Source organism: Acidovorax sp. K2F (assembly GCF_025246485.1).
In the GTDB taxonomy this organism is placed as follows: domain Bacteria; phylum Pseudomonadota; class Gammaproteobacteria; order Burkholderiales; family Burkholderiaceae_C; genus Acidovorax; species Acidovorax delafieldii.
The window spans coordinates 53,374-75,150 of sequence record NZ_JAOBSQ010000050.1 but is presented as its reverse complement, the minus strand read 5'-3'; the positions used below and the strand labels follow the sequence as shown (position 1 = coordinate 75,150).

Genomic DNA, 21,777 nt, shown 5'->3' with positions numbered 1-21,777 from the left:
TTGATAGCTGCCAGTGCATGATGTACTAGCGCTACCGCCCGATTTGGCTCAAAAAGCGGGCGAAGAGGCCTTGGCCCGTGGCGCCCGGGCCTGCAGCGGGCAGTCGGTGGCCACACGCTCGGCCAACGTCTGGCGCAGGGTCTGCAGGGCGGCAATGCGGTCGTCAATCTCCTGCAGCTTGGCGGCCAGCACCTGCGCCAATGCGGGGCCGGGCTCGGCGGCGTCCCAGATGGCGGGCAGCCGGTCGCCGATCTCCGCCAGGGTAAAGCCCAGCTGCTGCGCAGTGCGGATGTACTGCACCAGCGTCACCACCTCGGGCGGGTAGTCCCGGTAACCGTTGTCCAGGCGCCGCGCGCGAATCAGGCCCTGCTGTTCATAAAAGCGCAGCGCCTCGCGGCTCAGGCCCGAGGCCGTGGCCAGTTCACCGATCAGCATGATCCCGTTCCCCTCACAAAGTGCTTGACCCTGAAGCGTACTTCAAGGTGGAAGCTCGGGGCCTCATTGATCCATTCACAGAGGTTTCCTGTCATGCACATCCCCGCTTTCGCTTCCGGCCGTTATCTGCGCATCGTGCGCGCCAGCGGCTGGTACGACCTGCTCGTCACCTGGCCGTTTGCCTTGCCCTGGACCTTTGCCTGGCTCTACACCCAGCTGAACCTGCTGGCCCAGGCGCTCGCATTGCCTGGCACCTTGCACCCCTTGGACACCACGCACATGCTGCTGGCCAACCTGCTGGGCTCGGTGGTGGTGGTGTGGTCGGTGGCGCGCATCGTGGCGCCCACGGTGCTGCTGGGGCGACTGGATGGCGTGGCGCGGTTTCTGTTTGCGGCCTGGCAGATCTACGCGGTGGCATACGGCGCCAATGCCATCGTGCTGGGTTTCACCGCCTTCGAGTTGTTGTTTGGCGTGCTGCAATGGTGGCGTGTAGCAGGTGCCAGCGCGGCGCTGTGCCCGCCTGACCCCGCGCGGGTGAATGAGCTGGTCAATGGGCGGGCGCGGGCAGCAGCCTGAAGGCCAGTGCACCCACCACCAGCATGGCCGCGATGGTCAGCATCACCGCCACGTACGGGTCTGCACCCTGTGCGGCGGCGATGGAGGCCGCCACGCCCGTCACCCACTGCATCAGCGCCACGCCCAGGAACAGCGCCATCGTGAACACCGCCATGGCCCGCCCCGTGACCGCAGGGGCGTAGGCCGAGCGCACGTCCGAATACTGCAGCACCATGTAGCCGGACAGCAGGCCCACGGCCACGGAGCCGCCCACGTCCAGCCATTCGGCATGCAGAAAGCCCATGGCCGCAAACAAGGCCGCCAGCAGGACGGTAAAGCCCAGCAGCCAGCGCCTGCGCCGCGTGGGGCCAGGGTCCAGCCGACCAAAAAGGGCTGGGCTGAACAGTGACACCAGCGACGACAGCATGGCCACATTGCCGCTGGCCACCAGCGAATAGCCGTGCCGCTCGATCAACAGTGGGCCCAGCCACAGTCCGCGCAGCGTGAGGAACGAGGCATAGGTCATCAGCGCCAGCAGCATGATGCCGGCGGTGTGCGGCAGCAGGAACAGCGCGCCGAAGCCGCGCACCGCCTGCAGCACCGATTCGCGCGGAGCGGCCTCGTCGATGGGTTGTGCGGGTTCATGCACCTTCCAGAAGATCAGCAGCCAGGCCAGCGCCGCCAGGCCCGCCAGCACGCCAAACCCCATGCGCCAGGACGACTGCTGCACCAGCCAGGCCAGCGGCGTGCCGGTGAACAGCATGCCCAGTCCGCCCACCCCCATGGCCACTCCCGACACCATGGCAAACCGCGAGGCCGGAAAGTAGCGTGCGATGAACACCGTGCACACCAAAAATGCGGGTGCGCAGCCCACACCGATCAGCACCTGCCCCAGCAGCACGGTGCCATAGCCCGGCGCCAGTGCCGACAGCACCGCGCCCGCAATGGTCAGCGGAAACGCCGCCAGCAGCGTGCGCCGCACGCCATACAGGTCGATGCCAATGCCCATGAACAGCTGCATGGTGCCAAAGGCAAACGCAAACGCCCCGGCAAACACCCCCAGCGCCTGCGCCGACAGACCGAACTCGGCCCGCAAGCCCGTCGCCATGATGGCCGTGATGGTGCGAAACGCCTGGCTCAGCGCAAAGCCCGCCACCAGCGCCAGCAGCATGGCCCAGGCAGTGCGGGGGGCGAGGAGAGGGGTGGCTGGCAAGGGGGTGGGCACGGGGGCAGGTCTCCAGAGCGGATGCCCGTTGCGGTCGAGAGGGGGTCTCTGCCGGCGACTGGGCCCCGCGAGGTTATCCGCTGAGCACGGACGCTGCTGTCACACATGGACGGTGGGGAGCCGGCCCGGTGGGCGGCGCAGCCGTACAGGCAGGCTCCTAGGGTATGTCCCAGTCCCTCCCGTCCATAACCGACCAAACGCGTCGGATGCTGCGGATTTTGGGGTGTGGGTGCTTGTAATCAGATGTTTCTACCGCTGATTGGGCTCTTCGGTGATTCCAATCCTGCCCCGTTTGCAGGGGGCTGGGGCCGTCATGAGGGCGCCACAGGGCGCGGGCAGACTTTAGAGGAGGCTCTCGATGTGGGGATCACCCCAATGACGGTGCCGGGGGCCTGGGGCACTCTTGTGTCCATGCGCTGCACCGGGTGTTGGTCACGGCTCTGGAATCGCAAGTTTCGGTCTCTCGCAATCAGGATGGTGCAGGCAGTGGTGAGTGGCAAGGTTTGTGCTTGGGTGATCACCATGGGGCTTTGAATGGGTCCCGGTGGCCGGTGGCCACAAGCCGTTGGATGGAAGTTGTCGGGCGTCGTCAGATGGCGCCGCGATGTCAGGAGTGACCGATGAAGACGATGGTTTTGCTGGGTTCGGGTGCGTTGGCTACCCTCTTGTTGTCGGGCTGCGCAAGCCAGCCCCCCGCGATGCAGGCGTTCAGCGCACCGACCGATGGCAGCAGCATGCAATACGCCTGCGGCAACGGTGAAAAAGTGGAGATGCAGTTCTACCCCGATCAAGGCCGCAGCGTGATGCGCCGCAGCGGCTGGACGGTGGAGCTACCCAAGCAGGCTGCCGACAGCGGCTACGCATACAGCAACGGCCCCACCACGGTGCTGGGCAAGGGCAATGAACTGACGATCCAGATTGGACACCTGGCACCGATCTGGTGCCGCAGCAACCGCGGCATGATGGTGGCGGGCGTCCAGTAACCTCACCCCTCTTTGTCACCGGCCTGTTCGGGGCTGGTTCGGATTTCTGGTTTTTCAGGGCCTGTGCAGCCTGTCTGCACAGGCCCTGTGTCGTTTCAGCGCGCCTCGGGCGTGCAGGACCCGGGGGCGGCTACTGCAGAAGCAGGGCGCTGCTCCAGCGTGCGGGGGGCGACCAGCAGGTTGCCCTGTGCGTCCCGCACGGTAACGACCACCTCGCGGCTGCTGTCGGCGCGGGTGTCGCTGAACTGCAGTTGCATCTCGGCGGCCACAGTGCGGGTTTGGGCTTCGCCCCCGTTGGAAAATTCCGTGGTTTCCAGGGTGCCCTTCAAGAGTGCCAGGCCCTGTGCATCGATCTCCCACGGGCCGGTGAACACAAAGCGCTGGCAGGTGATGTTGAGTTCCACCCGCTCGTTTTCCAACAGCAGGTCCGTGCCACCGCAATGCAGAGCGCAGGGGGCTCCCACCGTGAAGCCCGCGCCCGAAAAATAAACCGCGCCGTTGATCGGGCCGGTGCCCGTGCCACCGGTGCCGGGACCGCAGGCGGCCAGCACCAGCAGGGTGGTGACAGCCACCAGCCGTCGGGCCGTGAGCAGGGCCATCCGGGCCCAGAGTTCAGGAAGGACGTTCATCTTGGTCTGCGGCATAGAAGTAGCTGCCAAAGCGGGCGCGCCGGTTGCGCTCGCCGGGCGGGGTGTTTTGCTGGTCGTGGTCGTAGCGGGCCTGGGCCTCGGTCATCACGGTCTTGAAGGCCTGGCGCCAGGCCTTGGCGGCCACGACGTGCAGGCGGTGGGCTGATTCTTCGCTGAGCTGGTCCACAAACACGGCCTGCTCCAGGTAGTTGTGCTCGCCCTCCAGGTTGAGACTGGCAGCCGCCAAATGGTCGTGCAGGTTGTCCTGCATCAGCTGTGCCATCTCGGCAAAGCCCTGGCGCGGCACAAAGCCGGCGGCCAGCAGGCGGATGAGTCCATCCTCACCTTCCTCGGCCATGCCCAGACGCACCAGTTCGTCAAGCACCGCGCGGGGCCGCACATCGCTGCTGATGCTGGCCACCAGGCCATCGAAGTGCGGGGGCTCGCCGCTGCGGGGCAGGGGGCGGGGTTGGCCCTCGTCGTCCAGGCAATCCGTCTGGCTCAGCCAGCGCGCGGCCACCTGGCTTGCCATGTTCAACGGGGTTTCGCCCGCTTCTTCCTCAGCAGCGGGCTCGGCCAGACGGCCAAGGTTGCGCACATCGCGCCGGTGCACGCCCGACATCAGGCTCACCGCGCTGTCGGTGGTCTTCTTCCCTGTGCGCTGCAGCTCGTCATGCGCGGCGTCCAGAAACACTTTCTTCATGGCCGCGGCAAACGCGGGGTAGGCCACGCCATTGCGCAGCAGCAGGCGCGCCAGAGGGCGCAGCACGTGCAGGGCAGAGGCCAGAACGATGGCGGAGCGGGAGGGCATGAAAGAAGGCCGAGGCGCGGCGGGTGTCAGGGTCAGTCTGTGATTGTCATCTGGTTGACGGTTTGAAATTATGTGGGATATTATCCCACTTATCTGCGGTGTGGTGTGGTGTGGTGTGGGCCGAAGCCGACGCCGCGCCGCGGGTATCCGCATTCACAGGGAGAACAATCACATGAAGAACCGAGGGTTGATGAACACATTGGCGGGCATATCCAAAGCGTCGCCCGCATGGCTGGCCGTAGCCACCGCTGCATTCGTGGCCGGCTGCGGTGGCGGGGACGGCGGCAACCCGCAGACCCCCAACGAGGCGCGGCTGCAGGTGGCGCGCTCCGGCGATCTGGTGGCCTACTTCAAGGCCAAGATTGCGCAGCGGGTGGCGTTGGGCTATCCGGGCACGGCCATCACTGTGCCCACCGTGGGGGGCTTGAGCAGCGCGGGCAGCGTGGTCACCCACACCGGCGCGCCACTGGCGGGCGCGGTGGTGGAGGAAGACGCCCTCATCAAGGCCGAGGGCAACATGCTGTATGGCCTGCACCGCGCCTACGCCACCGACACCGGCCGCGAGCCGCCGCGCCTGGCCGCCATGGCCCGCGCGGCCGATGGCAGCCTGTCCAGCATGGGCAGCGCCACGCTGGACGCCAAGTTCATCCCCCAGGGCTTTTATGTGGCGGGCGGTGGTACGCGCGCTGCCGTGCTGTCGCAGCAAGACCCGTATGCCGACCGCCAGCCCGTGGTGGCTGCGGCCGACGCCAGCATCACCGTGTTGCCGGAGTACAGCCGCACGCTGTCGCTGGACCTGTTTGCCATCCACAAGGACATTGCGCCCGCGCAGCTCAAGCAGATGCGCATCGATGGCCTGCTGGTGGGCAGTCGCCTGATCGGCAACATGCTGTACCTGGTCACCACCTGGTCGCCTGACCTTACGCGCTTCAACGTGCCGGCGGGGGCCACGGCATCGGCGGTGGACGCGGCACTCAAGGACCTCAACACCGCCGCGCTGATCCCCACCCTGCGCGTGGATGGCGGCCAGTCGCAACCGCTGGTCAACGAGGCCGACTGCCTGGTGCAGACGGGCAATGCCTCGCTGTCGCTGCAGCTCACGTCCATCACGGCCATCGACCTCACCTCGTCCAACCTGGCGCGCACCAGCCGCTGCTTTGCGGGCGGCAGCGAAGCGGTGCACCTGGGCGCGCGCAGCGTGTATGTCGCCAGCTCGCGGCAGTACCGCTATGGCGGTGACGTTGCCAACGCTGTGTTCCCCGCCGACAGCCGCACCGACATCCACAAGTTCAGCTTCCGGGGCGCGCAGGTGGACTACGACGCATCGGGCAGCGTGGACGGCCACCTGGGCTGGGACCTGCGCCGCCTGCCATCGCGCCTGAACGAATACCAGAACGATCTGCGCGTGCTGACCTTCACCGGCAAGACGGGCCAGAGCGGCATGCCGCCGGTGACCATCCAGGCCCAGCAGGCCTCCCCCGCGCTGCTGACCGTGCTGCGCGACAGCGGTCGGGACAGCTATCTGGGCCCGCAGGCCAAGCTGCCCATTCGGCTGCGCACGGCGCGGGGCGACCAGCAGATCGACAACCTGTTCTTTGCAGGCGCCCGGGCCTATGCCACACCCTTTACCAACACCGAACCCGTGTGGGTACTGGACCTTGCCAACCCTGCGAACCCTACGGTGGCAGGCGAGCTGGCTGCGGGCGGCTATGCCGACCACCTGGTTCCGCTTCCGAACGGACTGCTGCTGGGCGTGGGCAAGGACAGCGCCCTGGGCGGCGTTGCCGATGGCATCCAGCTCGCGGTGTTCGATGTGCGCAATGCAGCGCAGGGCAAGCGGCTGGCCGCGCAGACGGCGGGCGGCCGGGGCAGTATCACCACGCTCGACAGCACCCGCCCCGTGCTCAACCTGCAGGCGGTGGAGGGAAAGGTGCGCATAGCGTTCCCTGCACGCGTTTACCAAGCGCCCACGGGCGTAGGCACGCCACCTCCCGTGCGTGGCTACCAGGGTGCCTTGCGGCTGGAGGTGAACACCACCACCGGCGCGCTGGCCCAGCGCTCCATGGTGGTGTCTACCGCCATCTTGAACGGCGATACGCCCGGGCTGTACAGCCGCTTTGACATTGCCAACGAGCGCAGCCTGCAGGTGGACAACGTGGCCTACCAGCTCTCGGGCGGGCAGGTGTTCACCAGGGCCGGGGACTGAAACGCCGCCGATTGCGAATCAGGGAGAGAACTATAAAAACGATAGCTGCTAACGCTTTATCGTTGGGCGCAGGCAGCAGTTAGAAGGCCTGTTCACCAGGGTGGTGAACAGGCCTGTTTTTTTTGGGGCAGCTTGAATTGCTCACAGATCCGTGCGCAGCTTCCAGATCTCCGGGAACAGCACCACGTCCAGCATCTTGCGCAAGTAGCTCACCCCGCCCGTGCCGCCCGTGCCGCGCTTGAAGCCGATCACGCGCTCCACCGTGGTCACGTGGCGGAATCGCCAGAGGCGGAACGCGTCTTCCAGGTCGGTCAGCTCCTCGCCCAGCTGGTACAGGTCCCAGTGCTTATCCGGGTTGCGGTACACGGTGAGCCAGGCCTGCTCCACCGCATCGTTTTCCACATAGGGCTGTGTCCAGTCGCGCTCGGTGTGGCTGGTGGGCACGGCCAGGCCACGCCGGGCCATCAGGCGCAGGGCCTCGTCGTACAGCGACGGCGCCTCGTACGCCGCCTGCACCTGGGCGAGCAGGTCAGCGCGGTGCTCGTGGGGCTTGAGCATGGCCCGGTTCTTGTTGCCCATCGAAAACTCGATGCAGCGGTACTGGTAACTTTGGAACCCGCTGGACTGGCCCAGGTACGGGCGCATGGCGCTGTACTCGGGTGGCGTCATGGTGGCCAGCACGTCCCAGGCGTGCACCAGCTGCTCCATGATCTTGCTCACGCGCGCCAGCATCTTGAATGCGGGCGGCAGCTCATCGCGCGCAATGTGGCCGATGGCCGCCCGCAGCTCGTGCAGCATGAGCTTCATCCACAGCTCGCTGGTCTGGTGCTGCACGATGAACAGCATCTCGTCGTGCGCGGGCGACAGCGGCTTTTGCGCGGTGAGGATGGCGTCGAGCTGCAGGTAGTCGCCGTAGCTCATGGACTTGCTGAAGTCGAGCTGGGCGCGCTCCTCGTGCACGATGGATTCGGGCAGGGCGGCAGACGCCGGGTTGTTGCCGTCGGCAGGGGTTTGGGAGAAAGGACACATGGTGGTTTGCCTTTCCGATCAGGTGACGGCGTGCGTCTGATTGAACTCGGCCTTCTGCCACTCGCCGCTCTCCAGCACCTGGCGCAAGTGCTCCACAGCGTTCCACACGTCTTCAAAGCCCAGGTACAGCGGCGTGAAGCCAAACCGCAGGATGTCCTTGTGGCGGCCTGTGCCGCCGTCGCCCTTGCGGAAGTCGCCAATCACGCCGCGCGCAATCAGCGCCTGCACGATGGCATAGGCGCCGCTGCCCTGGCCGCCCACGCCCGCGCCTTCGTCGCGCGTCAGGCACACCTGCGAGCCGCGCTGGGCATGGTCACGCGGCGTGGCCAGGCCCAGGCCGTGGCCTGCGCAGCGCTCTTCCACCAGCTGGATGAACAGATCAGTGAGCGCCAGCGACTTGGCGCGCAGCGCGGCCATGCCGCCCAGGCTTTGCGCGGCGGTGAACACATCCAGACCGCATTGCAGGGCCGACAAACTGATGATGGGCTGCGTGCCACACAGGTAGCGCGTGATGCCCGGCGCGGGATGGTAATCAGGGGTGAAGGCAAACGGTGCGGCGTGGCCCCACCAGCCGGACAGCGGTTGCCAGAAGCGGCTGGCATGGCGCGGGTGCACCCACACAAACGCCGGGGCGCCGGGGCCGCCGTTCAAATACTTATAGCCGCAGCCAATCGAGAAATCCGCGCCTGCGCCGTTCAGATCGACCGGCACCGCGCCCGCGCTGTGCGCCAGGTCCCAGACGCACAAAATGCCCTGGGCGTGCGCGGCGGCGGTGATGGTGGCCATGTCGTGCATGGCGCCGGTGCGGTAGTTCACGTGCGTGAGCATCAGCACAGCCACGTCGCTGGTGAGTGCTGCGGTGATCTCTTCGGGCTCTACCAGCACCAGCTCCAGGCCGCGCTCCTTGCACAGGCCTTCGGCAATGTAGAGGTCGGTGGGGAAGTTGCTGCGCTCGCTCACGATGCGCTTGCGCGCGGGGCTGTCTTCGCGCGCGATGTTGAGTGCCGCGCTCAGCACCTTGTAGAGGTTGATGGAGGTGCTGTCGGTGCACACCACTTCATCCTGGCCCGCGCCGATCAGCGGGGCGAGTTGGTTGCCCAGGCGCTGGGGCAGGTCAAACCAGCTGGCGGTGTTCCACGATTTGATGAGGTCTGTGCCCCATTCGCGGGTGACCACATCGGCCACGCGCGCGGCAGCGGCCTTGGGGGCCACGCCCAGCGAATTGCCGTCGAGGTAGATCACGCCTGCGGGCAGGGCAAAGTGGTCGCGCAGGGCGCGCAGCGGGTCTTGGGCGTCGCGGGTGCGGCAGTCTTGAAGGGTGATGGACATGGGAGTTGCGGAGATAGTTGCTATGCTATTGATAGCTGTCGGCGCATGTTGTACTAGCGCTTCCAGCCAAAAATGCTTGAAATTCTGTGTATCGCGCTAATCCAGCGCCCGCAGCACCGCGCGCACGGGCGATGCATCGGCCGTGGTCAGCTTGAGCGGCAGGGCAATGAGTTCGTAGTCGCCCTCGGGCACGGCGTCGAGCACCAGGTTTTCGAGCACGCGCAGGCCCCGGCGGCGGATGACCTGGTGGCTCTCCAGTGTCTTGCTGTCGGCCGGGTCGATGCTGGCGGTGTCGATGCCCACCAGCAGCACGCCCAGGTCGGCCAGGCGCTCGATGGTGCCGGGCGCATAGGCGGCCAGCTGGCCGTCCCAGCGGTCCACGGGCATGTGTTCATAGGTGCGCACCAGCACGCGCTGGGGCAGGGGGCTGTTTACCGCGTGGGCAATGTGTTCCCAGGTGACGAGCGGGCCGCAGCCGATGGCGTGGATCACGCGGCAGGGGCCCAGAAACGCGTCGAGCGAAACGTCACCGATGGTGGCGCCCTGCGCGTCATAGTGCAGCGGCGCATCGGCGTGGGCGCCGACGTGGGGCGACATGGTGATCGCGCTCACGTTGACCGGGCAGCCCGGGCCGATGGTGGCGCACCACTGCTGGCTGTAGGCCGTGTCGCCGGGGAATACGGGGCTACCCGCATGCACGGGCGGCGAGATGTCCCAGAGCCGGCGGGCGGTGGGGGAGGAAGGCGTTGACATGGGACAAAGTTTGCATGTCCCGAAAAACCCGTGGTGTCGGTTATTTCCAACATCGCTCAGATTTTTTGTTGAAGCCTAAACTATTTTGATGCGGCAGTAGCCCGGCTGCTGGAGCGTGTCACCTCACAAGATGGCGCCTTCCGCCAGCGGCGCAAGCCCGTGCCGCGCACGCGCCTTGTGGCAGGCGTAGTCGCCCGCCGAGAACTCGCGGCAGGGCGCGGGGCGCAGTTCGTAGATGCTGCAGGCCACCTGCTGGCCCACCTGGCCGGTGAGCGCAACGCAGCGGATGGGTACCTGCTCCGTGCCCCGCATGCGGCAGGTGCTGCCGTTCACATCCAGGGCCAGACCGTCGGGCACCGTGCCACCCATTGCCTGCATCTCGTACACAGCAAAGTCCACGCGAAAGCTGGCGCAGCAGGCGCCACAGCTCAGGCACGGGTGGGTGGAATCGGCGGTGGTCATCGTGGTCGCGTCGTCGGACATTCGGGGCGGGCGGTGGGCCTGCGGCGGGGCCGTCAGGCGCTGTGCGGGAGGGCAATGCTAACGAAAAAGCCCACGCCCCGACCGTTCAGGCCCGCGCCCATCTGCACCTGCCCGCCCATGCGCAGCACCGCCTGCCGCACGATGGCCAGGCCCAGACCTGAGCCGTTGGCGGCATGGCCCGTGCCCCGGTAGAAGCGCTCGAACACCCGCTGCTGCTCTGTGGCCGGGATGCCGGGCCCGTCGTCCTGCACCGACAGCTGCAGCGCCACCCCCCCGCGCCGCAGCGTCACCGCCACGTTGCCGCCATCGGGCGTGTAGCGCAGCGCGTTGTCGATGAGGTTGTGGGCGATGGATTCGAACGCAGGCTGGTCGAGCCGCGCGGGCAAGGTGTCGGGCGCGTCCAGCGACAGCTCGATCTGACGCGCGATGGCCTGCGGCGCAGCCTGCGCCAGCGCGCCGCGCAGCCATTGCGCCACGTCCAGGTCGCGCGGTGCGGGGCGCTGTGCGTCGTCCAGCGCGGCCAGGTCCAGCAGTTGCTGGGCCAGGTGCGAGGTGCGGGCGATGGCCTGCTCCAGGTGGGCCTGGGCCTGCGTGCGTTCCTCCTCGCTGGGCGAGCGGGCCATCACGTGGGCCTGTGCAGTGATCACGGCCAGCGGCGTGCGGATCTCGTGCGCGGCGTCCTGCACAAAGGCGCGCTCGCGCTCCACCTTGTGTCGCAGCTGTGCGAAGAGGTGGTCCAGCGACTGCTCCAGGGGCTTGAGTTCGCCGTGGCGGGCGTTGAAACCCACCGATTGGAGGTCGTCCTGTCCGCGCTGCGCAATGCGGCTGGCCAGTTGCTGCAGCGGCCGCAGGCCGTGACGTACCGAGAGCCACACCGCCAGCAGCACAAAGGGTGACGCCAGCAGCAGGTAGGGCAGCAGGGCGCGGCCGTTGGACTGCAGGAAGTTGGAGTCCGTGCGCTTGGTCTCGAACACCCGCAGTACCCAGCGCGCATTGCGACCGGTGTAGATGCGGAACGACCGGCCCTGCAGGGCGGCTTCCTCTATGAATGGCTCTGCGCGGGGCGTGGCGGGCGGCAAGGCCACGTTCTGCAGCCCCGGCGAGGCAAACACACGCTGGCCAGATGCCGCATCGAGCAGCTCGTGCATCTGCACCCCGGGCAGCAGCCCGATCTGGCGGCGGCGGACGTTGGTCCAGTGGTCGGTGGCCGCCACGGCCGTGGCGGCGTGTGCAGGATCGATAACCTGGGCCAGCGAGTCCAGCACCGCGTCGCCGTACTTCATCAGGCCCGGGTCCCGGGTGATGGTGTGTTTGTAGTTGACGAAGTTGTAGCCCAGCAGTACCGCCCACACCACCACAAACGCCACCAGCACCGAGGCCACGCTGCGGCGCATCAGCGTGGGTTCGGCCAGCCAGGCCCATGCGCTGCGCAACGCGTGCTTCATCGTGGTCATGCTTGCAACAGGTAGCCCACGCCGCGCACGGTTCGGATCAGCTCTGCTCCGATCTTGCGCCGCAGGTTGGACACATGCACTTCGATGGCGGCAAAGTCCATGGGCTCGCCCAGCGGGTCCAGCCGCTGCGACAACACGCTTTTGGACACCACCACACCGGGTTCGCGCGCCAGTTCCAGCAGCAGCTGAAACTCGCGCGGCGACAGCTCCAGCGGAAGCCCGGCGCGCTGCACGGCATGACGCCGGGGCTCGATCACCAGCTCGCCCAGCACCCAGCGCTCGCTGGCCTGGCGCGCGCTGCGGCGCAGCACGGCGCGGATGCGCGACATCAGTTCGGCCGTGGCAAAGGGCTTGATCACAAAGTCGTCCGCCCCGCCGTCCAGGCCCGCCAGCCGGTCCTCCACGGCCGAGCGCGCCGTGATCACGATGACGGGCACCTGCCCGCTGTGCCCGCTCTGGTTGCGCCAGCGCGCCAGCAGGTCAAAGCCACTGCCATCGGGCAGTGTGAGGTCCAGCAGCACACAGTCGACGGTGGTGGCATCGACGGTGGCTGGGGCGTCCACAGCGCGGCGCAGCCACTCACTGGTCAGCCCCTCCACCTTCAGCGCGGACTGCAGCGCGCGGCCCAGATCCAGGTCGTCTTCGATGAGCAGGATGTGCATGGGGCGATTGTGGCGGGAGTGATGGCCGTTGCGCAGTGCCGCAGCCGCCACCTTTGGCTGGCCTTAAGGCGGGACTTTGCACAATGGGCGCATTCAATGGCTCAACACATGGGGGGGAACGATGGCATCGACAACCAAACAGGCGATGGTGCGGCGATGGTGGGGCAGCGCAGCGCTTGCTGCTGCACTGGCCTTGGTGGGCTGTGCCTCCGGGCCTACGCACCCTTCGCTGGCTGGAGCGCAATTGCCCGACCTGGTGCCCGTGCGCGACTTTGTGGCCAGCCGGCAGTCCACTGGGGGTTATCGCGTGTCGCCGGATGGAAAGCGCATCGCCTGGTTTGGCACCGACGGCGTGGTGCCCGCAATCTGGGTGCAGTCCATCGATGGGGGCGACGCCAAGGCGTTTCGCATCCGTGCGCGCACCATCCGCTTCAGTGCCGACAGCCGCTGGCTCGGCATCACGGCCGACCCCACGGGCGATGAAAACACCCGCATCTATGCGGGCGCGGTCGAGGGCCCCGGTACCGACTTGCGCGAGCTGATGCCCGCACCGCGTTCAGTGGCGCATTTTGCGGAGGCGGTGGATGCCTCGTCCGACTTCATCGTCACCTCCAACCAGCGCGACAAAAAGGTGTTTGACCTGTACCGCGTGAACCCGGCAGGTGGCGCGCCGGTGCTGCTGGCCACCAACCCCGGCAACGTGAACTGGTGGGGCGTGGACACCACGGGCCAGCTGCGCGCCCGTGCACAGATCCAGGGCGAGCAGGTGCTGCTGGAGCGGCCCGGCACCGCGCCAGGCACCTGGGTGACCGTGGCAGAGCGCAGCCGATGGGACACGCTGAACATCTTTGGCCTGCACGATGAGGGGCGCAAGGCCTGGGCCTTGTCGAACCGGGGCCGCGACAAGCTGGCGCTGGTGCGGCTGGACCTGACCACGGGCGCCGAGGAAGAGTGGTTTGCCTCGCCCGACGTGGACCTGGATAACGTGACGCTGAGCCGCCGCACTCGCGAGCCGCTGCTGGCGTACTTCATGCCGGGCTACCCCGCGCGCAAGGTGTTCGACCCTGCGCTGGATGCTCGCCTGTCTGCGCTGGCCGGTGACAAGCCTGCAGAGGTACTGGTGACCAGCCTGGACCAGACCGACAAGGTGCTCACGGTGGCGGTGGCCACCGACCGGGGCACGCGCAGCTACCTGCTGCGCGATGGGCACGAACCCCGCTTTCTGGGCGAGAACCGCCTGAGTCTGATTGCCAAGGACCTGGCGCCCACCGCGCCCATCACCTACACCGCGCGCGATGGTCTCACCATCCACGGCTACCTCACGCTGCCCGTGGGGGCAGCGCCGCAGCGGCTGCCCACCGTGCTGCTGGTGCATGGCGGCCCGTGGGCGCGTGACCGCTGGGGCGACGGTGCTACCAGCCGCGCCATGCAGCAGTTTCTGGCCAACCGGGGCTATGCGGTGCTGCAGGTCAACTACCGGGGCTCCAGCGGCTACGGCCGCAACCACATGGAAAAAGCCCGGGGCGAGTTCGCGGGCCGCATGCACGACGATCTGGTGGACGGCGTGCGCTGGGCGATGGAAAGCGGCGTGGCCGACCCGCAGCGCGTGGCGATCTATGGCGCGAGCTACGGCGGCTATTCAGCCCTGGTGGGCGCCACCTTCACGCCCGAAGTGTTTGCGTGTGCCGTGGATGTGGTGGGCGTGACGGACATCGCGCGCCTGCTGGAGGCCGCGCCGCCGTATTGGGAGCTGGGCTTGCCCTGGTGGCACCGCTATGTGGGCAACCCGGCTGTGCCGGAAGACCGCGCCCGCATGGATGCGAAGTCGCCCCTGTACCGGGCGGAGCATGCGCAAAAGCCCATCCTCATCATGCACGGCGTGAACGACCCGCGCGTGAAGCTGGAGCAGTCCGAATGGATGGTGGCGGCCCTGCGCAAGGCGGGTAAAGAGGTCGATTACGTCACCTTCAAAGGGGACGGACACGGCAACCAGCGCTGGCCCAATAACCTCACCATGTACCGCAAGACCGAGGACTTCCTCGCCCAATGCCTGGGTGGGCGGACCAGTGGTTTTGACTACTACCAGCTGGGCGCGTGGGCGTTCTGATGGGGCAGGCTGCCGCTTCGTTGGTAGTACGCAGGGGGGTGCGCGGCGGCGGTCTGGTCGCCGCGATGGCCCTGGCCGCAGTGTTTGGTGCGACAGGTGCTCAGCCGGTGGCCCCTGCGAGTGCGGCCTCGGTCGCCGCAGAAGATGCAGCGCCTGCGGCGCCGCCGGTCTACACCCGGGCGCGGCTGGTGTCTGTGGAGGCGGATGCGGGCGGCCACACCACGCATGTGCGGCTGAAGCTGCTGCCCCGCGCCAAGCTACCGTTCACCACACAGACCTTCCGGGTGGTCAACCCCGCCCTGATGCGCGGCATTCCGCAGGGGGCCTGGGTGCAGTTCACTGCCCGGCACATCGACGGCGAAAACACGCTCACATCCATCCGGGCTACTGCGGAGTGCAAGCGGTTTGAGCGATGTGACTGACCACCCGGGCAGGGCAGCGGGGCTGCGGCTTGCGCTGCGTCAAGGAGAGAGTGGGACGGCAACCAGCACGATGCAGATATTGGTAGAATGAGAATCACTATTATTTGTATCGAGGCCAGTCACCATGAAAACCATGGACGATGGCGCTGCGGCGCGGTTGCATCTTCCTACGCAGCAGAACCTGTCCTCGCGGCTGGACCAATTGCCGCGCCGTGCCTCGGGCCGGGTCACGGGCCTGTTGCCCGCACAGGACGCGCAAGAGCACAGCATGCTGCTGCGCTTGCTGGAGATTGGCTTCCTGCCCGGTGAAACCGTGCAGGTGGTCGCACGCGGCGGCTGGGGGGGCGATCCCATCGCGGTGCGGGTGGGGCAGGCCACGTTTGCGCTGCGTCGCCAGGAGGCCTCCATGGTGCAGGTGCAGCCGCTGGATGACACCAGCCTGTCTGCCAAGGAGCTGGCATGAACGCCCAGGCTACTGTGCAGCCCACCGCCGCCGATGCGCCCCTGCGCGTGGCGCTGCTGGGCAACCCCAACTGCGGCAAGACCGCGCTGTTCAACCTGCTCACCGGCGCACGCCAGAAGGTGGCCAACTACGCGGGCGTGACGGTGGAGCGCAAGGAAGGCCTGCTGCAGACCGCCGCCGGCCGCCGCGTGCGCGTGCTGGACCTGCCGGGCGCCTACAGCCTGCATGCACACAGCGTGGACGAGGCCATCACTCGCGACATCGTGCGCGGGCGCCGCGCGGGCGAGCCCGTGCCCGATGTGCTGGTGTGCGTGACCGATGCTACCCACCTGCGCCTGAACCTGCGCCTGGTGCTGGAGGCACGCGCCCTGGGCCTGCCCATGGTGCTGGTGCTCAACATGATGGACGTGGCCGAGCGCCAGGGCATCGCCATTGACCGCGAGGCGTTGTCGCGCGAGCTGGGCATGCCCGTGCTGGCCACCGTGGGCGTGCGCGGCAACGGCGCCCAGGAGCTGGTGCAGTGGCTGGATGGCGCCAACCTGCAGCAGCTGCAGCGCCCGGTGGTGGCGCCCGATGCGGCGGCGCGCCTGGATGCGAGCGACCTGGAGGCGCAGAACGACGTGATCCGCACGCACCAGGAAGTGCGGCGCATTCTGGACCGTGCCGTGCGCGTGCCGGTGGTCAGCCTGCGGACTGACGACCGCATCGATGCGGTGGTGCTGCACCCGGTGTGGGGCCTGCTGATCCTGGCCGCCACGCTGTTCCTGATGTTCCAGGCGGTGTTCAGCTGGGCCGAGCTGCCCAAGTCATGGATTGAAGATGGCGTGGGCTGGCTGGCAGCCCTGGTCAACAGCCACATGGCCGACGGCCCCTTGCGCAGCCTGCTGACCGACGGGGTGCTGGCGGGTACGGGCGGGGTGCTGGTGTTTTTGCCGCAGATCCTGTTCCTGTTCCTGTTCATCCTGGCGCTGGAGGACTCGGGCTACCTGCCGCGTGCGGCGTTCTTGCTGGACCGCGTGATGGGCACGGTGGGCTTGTCGGGCCGCTCGTTCATCCCGCTGCTGTCGAGTTTTGCGTGTGCCGTGCCGGGCGTGATGGCCACGCGCTCCATCACCCACTGGCGCGACCGGCTGGTGACCATCATGATCGCGCCGCTCATGACCTGCTCGGCGCGCCTGCCGGTGTATGCGCTGCTGATTGCAGCCTTCATCCCTGAGCGCTCTGTGGCGGGGGTGTTCAACCTGCAGGGTGTGGTGCTGTTCGCCTTGTATGTGGCAGGCATCGTCAGCGCCATGGCCGTGGCGGCAGTGGCCAAGCTGGCCCGCAGCGATACGCGGGCTACGCCGCTGATGATGGAACTGCCCGCGTACCGCTGGCCCAGCGTGCGGGGCCTGGCCTATGGCCTGTACGAGCGGGCGGTGATTTTCATCAAACGGGTGGGCGGCATCATCCTGGCAGTCACGGTGTTGTTGTGGTTCCTGTCCACCTACCCCGGTGCGCCGGAAGGCGCCACACAGCCTGCCATCACCTACAGCCTGGCCGGCCAGCTGGGCCGCCTGCTCGAGGTCATCGTCGCGCCCATTGGCTTCAACTGGCAGATTGCCATTGCGCTGGTGCCCGGCATGGCGGCCCGCGAGGTGGCGGTGAGTGCGCTGGGCACGGTGTACGCGCTGTCCGCCACAGGCGACGAGGTGGCCAGCCAGCTGGGGTCGCTGATTGCGGGCTCGTGGTCGCTGGCCACTGCGCTGTCGCTGATGGCCTGGTATGTGTTTGCGCCCCAGTGCATCTCCACCATCGCCGCCGTGCGGCGTGAGACCAATGGCTGGCGCTACCCGCTGCTCATGGTGGGGTACCTGTTTGCCATGGCGTATGCGGCCAGCTTTGTGACCTACCGCGTGGCGCTGGCGCTGGGCGGCGGCTGAGGGGAAACGGTGTGATGGTCCAGCAACTCATGGTCGGTCTGATCGTCCTTGCCGCAGCGCTCTATGTGCTCTGGCGGTATCTGCCCTGGCGCTGGCGCCGGGGGTTGGGCAAGGTCCACCCGGGGCTCGTCCAGTCGCCAGGCTGTGGGGGAGGCGATGGTGGGTGCAGCAGCTGCGGCAGTTGCGCGGCGCCGTCCGCGGCGGCCGCTGAAAAGCCCGTGGCCATACCCGTCCGTCGCGGGCCTGCTTCTCAGTAGTTGCTATATTTTATATAGCTGTTGGCGCATGATTCACTAGCGCTACAGGCCGTTTTGACTCAAATTGTCTACTGGTACAGCTGGCCTTGGCCCAGCGCGCTCAACGCCTGTTGCAGGTTGACGCGCGCCTGGGCCTCGCAGCGTTGCGCAAAGTAGGTTGTGCCATAGATGTGCGGGCGGTCCAGAAAGCCTCGCAGCACTGCGCTGCGCCCCGCCACATAACGCGGCCAGCGCACAAAAAAGTATTCACGCCGCACGTTGCGTTCGAACTGTCGGTACACCGCGTCACTCTGGCCCAGGATGGCGAGGTCGATGTCCACCACCCACAGCGCATCGCCGGTGAGCGGGCCCGGGGTGTGGCGGGTGTCCATCACATGCTGGTGCACGGTTTCGGCCAGCGTGGTGGGCAGCCCTTGGCCCAGCAGGAACTGTCGCGCCCAGTCGGCGCTGCGCGCCTCGTTGTGTCCGCTCCACGGCCAGTAGATGGCGTCGTGGTACCACAGGGCGAGGGCCGCAGCATGGGGGTTGTGAAGCGCTCCGGGCTGCTGGTCCTGCACTGCCTGGAGGTGCCGCAGGCAGGCCCGCAGATGCGTGGTGTCGTGGTAGGCGCGGGGCCAGCGGGCCCAGCTGCGCAGCAGGCGCCTGCCCTCGGCCCGCCAAGCGGGCGTGTCGCGCCCCAGCGTTTGGCCCAGGGCCTGCCAGTGCGCCAGCAATTCGGCGCTGTGAGCGGGCTGGCGGCGCCAGGGCATGGGGGCTTTTAGGCCAGTTTGCCCAGCAGCAGGTACTCCATCAGTGCCTTCTGCACGTGCATCCTGTTCTCTGCCTCATCCCACACCACCGACTGCGGCCCGTCGATCACATCCGCCTCGACCTCTTCGCCCCGGTGCGCGGGCAGGCAGTGCATGAAGAGGGCGTCGGGCTGGGCCGCAGCCATCATTTCGGTGTCCACGCACCAGTCGGCAAAGGCCTTCTTGCGCGCTTCGTTCTCGGCTTCGTAGCCCATGCTGGTCCACACATCGGTGGTGACCAGGTCTGCGCCCCGGCAAGCTTCCATGGGGTTGCTGAAGAATTGATAGCTGTCAGCGCTGATTCCACCGGCGCCAGCGGCCAATTTCTCGTCCACTTCGTAGCCGCGCGGGGTGCTCACATGCACCTTGAAGCCCAGCAGCGACGCCGCCTGCAGCCAGGTGTTGGCCATGTTGTTGCCGTCGCCCACCCAGGCCACTGTCTTGCCCTGGATCGAGCCACGGTGTTCGATGAAGGTAAAGATGTCCGCCAGGATCTGGCAGGGGTGGTATTCGTTGGTCAGACCGTTGATCACGGGCACGCGCGAGTTGGCGGCAAAACGCTCGATCTTGGCCTGCTCATACGTGCGGATCATCACCAGATCGGTCATGCGGCTGATGACCTTGGCGCTGTCCTCGATCGGTTCGGCGCGGCCCAGCTGGCTGTCGCCCGTGGTCAGGTGCACCACACTGCCGCCGAGCTGGTACATGCCCGCCTCAAAGCTCACGCGCGTACGGGTGCTGGCCTTCTCGAAGATCATGGCCAGCGTGCGGTCCACCAGCGGGTGGTGCTTTTCGTAGGCCTTGAACTTCTTCTTGATGAGCGCGGCGCGCTCGAACAGGTAGGCGTATTCGTCGGCGGAGAGGTCGGTGAACTGCAGGTAATGTTTCAGCGTCGTCATGGCAGTGGGGCTATTCTTCATTCAGCCAGGATGGCTTTGACCAGCGGGGTCAGCTTGGCGACGATTTCGTCGGCTTCGGCGGTGGTGAGGATCAGCGGCGGCACCAGGCGGATCACGCTGTCGGCCGTGACCGACAGCAAGAGGCCTGCCTCGGCCGCGCGGCCGATCAGGGCGCCGCAGGGCTTGTTCAGCTCGATGCCCAGCATCAGGCCCTGGCCCCGGATCTCCTTCACACCGGGCAGGCTGCCCAGCTCGCGCTGCAGTGCCGCCCTGAGGTGCTCACCCACCGTGGTGGCATTTTGCAGCAGGCCGTCTTCTTCCATGATGCGAATGGTCTCGACCCCGGCGCGCATGGCCAGCGGGTTGCCGCCAAAGGTGGTGCCGTGGTTGCCGGGCTGCAGCACGTTGGCCGCCTTGGGGCCGGCCACCACCGCGCCAATCGGCACGCCCGAGCCCAGGCCCTTGGCCAGCGGCATCACGTCAGGCACGATGCCAGCCCACTGGTGGGCAAACCACTTGCCGGTGCGGCCCATGCCGCACTGCACTTCGTCAATCATCATCAGCCAGCCGCGCTCGTCGCACAGCTTGCGCAACTGCTGCAGGTATTCCACGCGCATGGGGTTGATGCCGCCCTCGCCCTGGATGGTCTCGAAGAACACGGCCACCACATTGGGGTTGCCTTCGGTGGCTTGCTTGATGGCTTCGATGTCGTTGAGCGGCACGCGCACAAAACCCTCGACCAGCGGGCCGAAGCCGCTGTAGATCTTGGGGTTGCCGGTGGCCGACATGGTAGCAATCGAACGGCCGTGGAAGGCCTTTTCGTAAACCACGATCTCGGGCTTGGCGATGCCCTTGTCCACGCCGAACTTGCGGGCAATCTTCAGGGCCGCCTCGTTGGCCTCCAGGCCCGAGTTGCAGAAGAACACGTTGGTCATGCCCGACAGCTCCACCAGCTTGGCGGCCAGCTGCTCCTGCAGGGGCGAGTGGTAGTAGTTGGAGGTGTGGATCAGCTTGGTGATCTGGTCCTGCAGCGCGGGCACCAGCTTGGCATGGTTGTGGCCCAGCGTGTTCACGGCAATGCCGCCCAGGCCGTCCAGGTATTCCTTGCCGTTCACGTCCCACACGCGGCTGCCTTGCCCACGGGCCAGCGCGATGGGTACGCGGCCATAGGTGTTCATCACGTGGGGCGAAGCTGCCGGGATGGAAGCGGTCATGCGGAAATCTCCAGACGGTACGGTGGCGAAAAAGCGAGTCACGATTCTAGGGGGAGCAGGGGTGCGGTCTGTTGACGATTGCGCATCACTGCAATGCCGGGCCCTTACCCTCTTTGGGGTGCCTATGTGTAGCGCGCCGGAGGGATTAGGGAGCTAGCTCTTATATAAGAGTTAGAATGTCGCGTTGCGGTGCAACATGCAGTGATCCTGCGTCTGTGCCCTCACTACCACTCCAATCCCCGATGGTTTCCCCCTCCTCCAAAGAAGTCTTCATCCAGGGCATCACCCATGACGGGAAAACCTTTCGTCCCAGCGACTGGGCCGAGCGGCTGGCCGGGGTGATGAGCAGCTTTCGACCCGGTGGAGCCCGGCCAGGCAGCCATCTGAGCTATTCGCCCTGGTGCATTCCCACCACGCTCAACGGCGTGAAATGTGTGGTCGTACACCGCGACCTGCAGGGGCACGAGCCCATGGCCTGGGACTTCGTGATCAATTTCGCCCGCGACAACAACCTGCAGGTGGCCGAGGCCTGCCTGCTGCCCGACCCGCCTCCTCCCGCCAAGCTCTGACCGGCCACAGCCTGGCTCCCGGCGCTGCCTGCCGTGTCGGGCCCGAGGCGTCACTGCGCAGGGGCATGCCCGCCCGGCAGCCAGCGGGCACTCCCCATCCACCCTTTGATGCGCTTCAGGCTGCCTGGCGCAGTTCTGAACCCCCAACGAAAAAACCGCCCGAAGGCGGTTTGTCCGTTTTTTGCTGGCAGCGCACCCGTTACAAACGGCGAACGGCAGGTGCCGTTCGGGCTGTTTGCCTGAAGTGGGTCAGGCGGCCGTTGCCAGGGCTTTCACCTTGGCAGACAGACGGCTCTTGTCGCGAGCAGCCTTGTTCTTGTGGAAGATGCCCTTGTCAGCCACGGTGTCCACCACGGCTTGCATCTTGGCGAACAGTTCGGTCGCCTTGGTCTTGTCGCCAGCCAGAACAGCCTTTTCGACGTTCTTGACAGCGGTACGGTATTTGGAACGCAGCGAGGTGTTAGCAGCGTTGATCTTGACGTCCTGACGGACGCGCTTGCGGCCCGACGCCAGGCGCGGGTTCTTCTTCTTGGGTTTTGCGGATGCCATTGTTTAGTTCCTTGGGTCTGTGGATGATGCCAG

22 protein-coding genes are annotated in these 21,777 nt (G+C 66.8%); 8 read left to right on the top strand and 14 right to left on the bottom strand.

The features are described from left to right. Window positions 1-48: 48 nt before the first annotated feature. Entirely contained in the window at window positions 49-435 is a 387-nt protein-coding gene (locus N4G42_RS18790; RefSeq protein WP_260668257.1) for a MerR family transcriptional regulator, read from the bottom strand. Window positions 436-528: 93 nt separating this feature from the next. Here N4G42_RS18790 and N4G42_RS18785 point away from each other — a divergent pair, with 93 nt between their 5' ends. Next, window positions 529-1,011, top strand: coding sequence for a hypothetical protein (locus N4G42_RS18785; protein ID WP_260668256.1), 483 nt, complete (start codon window positions 529-531; stop codon window positions 1,009-1,011). Here the strand turns inward: N4G42_RS18785 and N4G42_RS18780 are convergent. Then, on the bottom strand, window positions 983-2,161 hold the full coding sequence (locus N4G42_RS18780; RefSeq protein WP_260668264.1) for a nitrate/nitrite transporter: 1,179 nt from the start codon (window positions 2,159-2,161) through the stop codon (window positions 983-985). The two genes, N4G42_RS18785 and N4G42_RS18780, sit on opposite strands and share 29 nt — an antisense overlap. Before the next feature lie 674 nt (window positions 2,162-2,835). On the opposite strand from N4G42_RS18780, the gene N4G42_RS18775 reads away from it, so the two are divergent. Then, entirely contained in the window at window positions 2,836-3,198 is a 363-nt protein-coding gene (locus N4G42_RS18775; protein WP_099730979.1) for an MliC family protein, read from the top strand. Window positions 3,199-3,293: 95 nt separating this feature from the next. Here N4G42_RS18775 and N4G42_RS18770 read toward each other — a convergent pair whose 3' ends face one another. After that, window positions 3,294-3,827, bottom strand: coding sequence for a hypothetical protein (locus N4G42_RS18770; protein WP_260668255.1), 534 nt, complete (start codon window positions 3,825-3,827; stop codon window positions 3,294-3,296). Further along, window positions 3,811-4,638: a DUF6502 family protein gene (locus tag N4G42_RS18765; protein ID WP_099730977.1), complete on the bottom strand. Its 828-nt coding sequence runs from the start codon at window positions 4,636-4,638 to the stop codon at window positions 3,811-3,813. Before N4G42_RS18765 ends, N4G42_RS18770 begins: the two co-directional genes overlap by 17 nt. A gap of 190 nt (window positions 4,639-4,828) precedes the next feature. On the opposite strand from N4G42_RS18765, the gene N4G42_RS18760 reads away from it, so the two are divergent. Continuing rightward, the gene (locus N4G42_RS18760) at window positions 4,829-6,844 is read left to right on the top strand and encodes a beta-propeller domain-containing protein (protein ID WP_260668253.1); all 2,016 of its coding nucleotides are present in this window, start codon (window positions 4,829-4,831) and stop codon (window positions 6,842-6,844) included. Window positions 6,845-6,985: 141 nt separating this feature from the next. Here the strand turns inward: N4G42_RS18760 and kynA are convergent, their stop codons facing one another. The 6 genes from kynA to N4G42_RS18730 all read right to left on the bottom strand — a co-directional run bounded on the left by kynA (window position 6,986) and on the right by N4G42_RS18730 (window position 12,554). Then, window positions 6,986-7,873: a tryptophan 2,3-dioxygenase gene (kynA, locus tag N4G42_RS18755; protein WP_260668251.1), complete on the bottom strand. Its 888-nt coding sequence runs from the start codon at window positions 7,871-7,873 to the stop codon at window positions 6,986-6,988. Between the two features lie 18 nt (window positions 7,874-7,891). Then, window positions 7,892-9,202, bottom strand: coding sequence for a kynureninase (gene kynU / locus N4G42_RS18750; RefSeq protein WP_260668250.1), 1,311 nt, complete (start codon window positions 9,200-9,202; stop codon window positions 7,892-7,894). 96 nt (window positions 9,203-9,298) lie between these two features. Continuing rightward, the gene (gene kynB / locus N4G42_RS18745) at window positions 9,299-9,955 is read right to left on the bottom strand and encodes an arylformamidase (RefSeq protein WP_260668249.1); all 657 of its coding nucleotides are present in this window, start codon (window positions 9,953-9,955) and stop codon (window positions 9,299-9,301) included. Window positions 9,956-10,078: 123 nt separating this feature from the next. After that, window positions 10,079-10,438 (bottom strand): YkgJ family cysteine cluster protein, encoded by a 360-nt coding sequence (locus N4G42_RS18740; RefSeq protein WP_260668248.1) that lies wholly within the window; start codon window positions 10,436-10,438, stop codon window positions 10,079-10,081. A 32-nt stretch (window positions 10,439-10,470) separates the two neighbouring features. After that, entirely contained in the window at window positions 10,471-11,883 is a 1,413-nt protein-coding gene (locus N4G42_RS18735) for a HAMP domain-containing sensor histidine kinase (protein WP_260668247.1), read from the bottom strand. Window positions 11,884-11,888: 5 nt separating this feature from the next. Then, window positions 11,889-12,554, bottom strand: a complete 666-nt coding sequence (locus tag N4G42_RS18730; protein ID WP_056067070.1) for a response regulator transcription factor — start codon at window positions 12,552-12,554, stop codon at window positions 11,889-11,891. A gap of 121 nt (window positions 12,555-12,675) precedes the next feature. Here N4G42_RS18730 and N4G42_RS18725 point away from each other — a divergent pair, with 121 nt between their 5' ends. The 4 genes from N4G42_RS18725 to N4G42_RS18710 all read left to right on the top strand — a co-directional run bounded on the left by N4G42_RS18725 (window position 12,676) and on the right by N4G42_RS18710 (window position 17,468). Next, window positions 12,676-14,661, top strand: coding sequence for a S9 family peptidase (locus N4G42_RS18725; RefSeq protein ID WP_260668246.1), 1,986 nt, complete (start codon window positions 12,676-12,678; stop codon window positions 14,659-14,661). Beyond that, on the top strand, window positions 14,649-15,083 hold the full coding sequence (locus N4G42_RS18720) for a copper-binding protein (protein ID WP_260668245.1): 435 nt from the start codon (window positions 14,649-14,651) through the stop codon (window positions 15,081-15,083). The genes N4G42_RS18725 and N4G42_RS18720 overlap by 13 nt, the downstream gene beginning before the upstream one ends. A 133-nt stretch (window positions 15,084-15,216) precedes the next feature. Beyond that, on the top strand, window positions 15,217-15,546 hold the full coding sequence (locus tag N4G42_RS18715) for a ferrous iron transport protein A (protein ID WP_056067075.1): 330 nt from the start codon (window positions 15,217-15,219) through the stop codon (window positions 15,544-15,546). Then, on the top strand, window positions 15,543-17,468 hold the full coding sequence (locus tag N4G42_RS18710) for a ferrous iron transporter B (RefSeq protein ID WP_260668244.1): 1,926 nt from the start codon (window positions 15,543-15,545) through the stop codon (window positions 17,466-17,468). Before N4G42_RS18715 ends, N4G42_RS18710 begins: the two co-directional genes overlap by 4 nt. A 325-nt stretch (window positions 17,469-17,793) precedes the next feature. Here N4G42_RS18710 and N4G42_RS18705 read toward each other — a convergent pair whose 3' ends face one another. From N4G42_RS18705 to N4G42_RS18695, 3 genes are read right to left on the bottom strand one after another with little or no spacing between them, the layout of a single operon-like run. Then, window positions 17,794-18,474 (bottom strand): hypothetical protein, encoded by a 681-nt coding sequence (locus N4G42_RS18705; protein ID WP_260668243.1) that lies wholly within the window; start codon window positions 18,472-18,474, stop codon window positions 17,794-17,796. Window positions 18,475-18,482: 8 nt separating this feature from the next. Further along, window positions 18,483-19,412 carry an ornithine carbamoyltransferase gene (gene argF, locus N4G42_RS18700; RefSeq protein ID WP_146869578.1) on the bottom strand — a complete coding sequence of 310 codons (930 nt, stop codon included), beginning with the start codon at window positions 19,410-19,412 and terminating at the stop codon, window positions 18,483-18,485. Window positions 19,413-19,429: 17 nt separating this feature from the next. After that, window positions 19,430-20,626 carry an aspartate aminotransferase family protein gene (locus N4G42_RS18695; protein ID WP_056748311.1) on the bottom strand — a complete coding sequence of 399 codons (1,197 nt, stop codon included), beginning with the start codon at window positions 20,624-20,626 and terminating at the stop codon, window positions 19,430-19,432. Between the two features lie 242 nt (window positions 20,627-20,868). On the opposite strand from N4G42_RS18695, the gene N4G42_RS18690 reads away from it, so the two are divergent. Continuing rightward, complete coding sequence (locus N4G42_RS18690) at window positions 20,869-21,195, top strand: DUF3579 domain-containing protein (protein ID WP_260668242.1); 327 nt, start codon at window positions 20,869-20,871, stop codon at window positions 21,193-21,195. Window positions 21,196-21,444: 249 nt separating this feature from the next. On the opposite strand, the gene rpsT is transcribed toward N4G42_RS18690, so the two are convergent. Continuing rightward, on the bottom strand, window positions 21,445-21,744 hold the full coding sequence (rpsT, locus tag N4G42_RS18685; RefSeq protein ID WP_056066666.1) for a 30S ribosomal protein S20: 300 nt from the start codon (window positions 21,742-21,744) through the stop codon (window positions 21,445-21,447). Window positions 21,745-21,777 lie beyond the last annotated feature (33 nt).

Excerpts from the sequence above, each read along its gene's own strand:
- N4G42_RS18705 (WP_260668243.1), bottom strand. The coding sequence starts at position 18,474 with ATGCCCTGGCGCCGCCAGCCCGCTCACAGCGCCGAATTGCTGGCGCAC.
- N4G42_RS18725 (WP_260668246.1), top strand. The coding sequence starts at position 12,676 with ATGGCATCGACAACCAAACAGGCGATGGTGCGGCGATGGTGGGGCAGC.
- N4G42_RS18780 (WP_260668264.1), bottom strand. The coding sequence starts at position 2,161 with ATGCTGCTGGCGCTGGTGGCGGGCTTTGCGCTGAGCCAGGCGTTTCGC.
- N4G42_RS18790 (WP_260668257.1), bottom strand. The coding sequence starts at position 435 with ATGCTGATCGGTGAACTGGCCACGGCCTCGGGCCTGAGCCGCGAGGCG.
- N4G42_RS18690 (WP_260668242.1), top strand. The coding sequence starts at position 20,869 with ATGGTTTCCCCCTCCTCCAAAGAAGTCTTCATCCAGGGCATCACCCAT.
- N4G42_RS18740 (WP_260668248.1), bottom strand. The coding sequence starts at position 10,438 with ATGTCCGACGACGCGACCACGATGACCACCGCCGATTCCACCCACCCG.
- argF (WP_146869578.1), bottom strand. The coding sequence starts at position 19,412 with ATGACGACGCTGAAACATTACCTGCAGTTCACCGACCTCTCCGCCGAC.
- N4G42_RS18775 (WP_099730979.1), top strand. The coding sequence starts at position 2,836 with ATGAAGACGATGGTTTTGCTGGGTTCGGGTGCGTTGGCTACCCTCTTG.
- N4G42_RS18765 (WP_099730977.1), bottom strand. The coding sequence starts at position 4,638 with ATGCCCTCCCGCTCCGCCATCGTTCTGGCCTCTGCCCTGCACGTGCTG.
- N4G42_RS18735 (WP_260668247.1), bottom strand. The coding sequence starts at position 11,883 with ATGAAGCACGCGTTGCGCAGCGCATGGGCCTGGCTGGCCGAACCCACG.
- kynB (WP_260668249.1), bottom strand. The coding sequence starts at position 9,955 with ATGTCAACGCCTTCCTCCCCCACCGCCCGCCGGCTCTGGGACATCTCG.
- N4G42_RS18695 (WP_056748311.1), bottom strand. The coding sequence starts at position 20,626 with ATGACCGCTTCCATCCCGGCAGCTTCGCCCCACGTGATGAACACCTAT.
- N4G42_RS18785 (WP_260668256.1), top strand. The coding sequence starts at position 529 with ATGCACATCCCCGCTTTCGCTTCCGGCCGTTATCTGCGCATCGTGCGC.
- kynU (WP_260668250.1), bottom strand. The coding sequence starts at position 9,202 with ATGTCCATCACCCTTCAAGACTGCCGCACCCGCGACGCCCAAGACCCG.
- N4G42_RS18710 (WP_260668244.1), top strand. The coding sequence starts at position 15,543 with ATGAACGCCCAGGCTACTGTGCAGCCCACCGCCGCCGATGCGCCCCTG.
- kynA (WP_260668251.1), bottom strand. The coding sequence starts at position 7,873 with ATGTGTCCTTTCTCCCAAACCCCTGCCGACGGCAACAACCCGGCGTCT.
- rpsT (WP_056066666.1), bottom strand. The coding sequence starts at position 21,744 with ATGGCATCCGCAAAACCCAAGAAGAAGAACCCGCGCCTGGCGTCGGGC.
- N4G42_RS18715 (WP_056067075.1), top strand. The coding sequence starts at position 15,217 with ATGGACGATGGCGCTGCGGCGCGGTTGCATCTTCCTACGCAGCAGAAC.
- N4G42_RS18730 (WP_056067070.1), bottom strand. The coding sequence starts at position 12,554 with ATGCACATCCTGCTCATCGAAGACGACCTGGATCTGGGCCGCGCGCTG.
- N4G42_RS18760 (WP_260668253.1), top strand. The coding sequence starts at position 4,829 with ATGAACACATTGGCGGGCATATCCAAAGCGTCGCCCGCATGGCTGGCC.
- N4G42_RS18770 (WP_260668255.1), bottom strand. The coding sequence starts at position 3,827 with ATGAACGTCCTTCCTGAACTCTGGGCCCGGATGGCCCTGCTCACGGCC.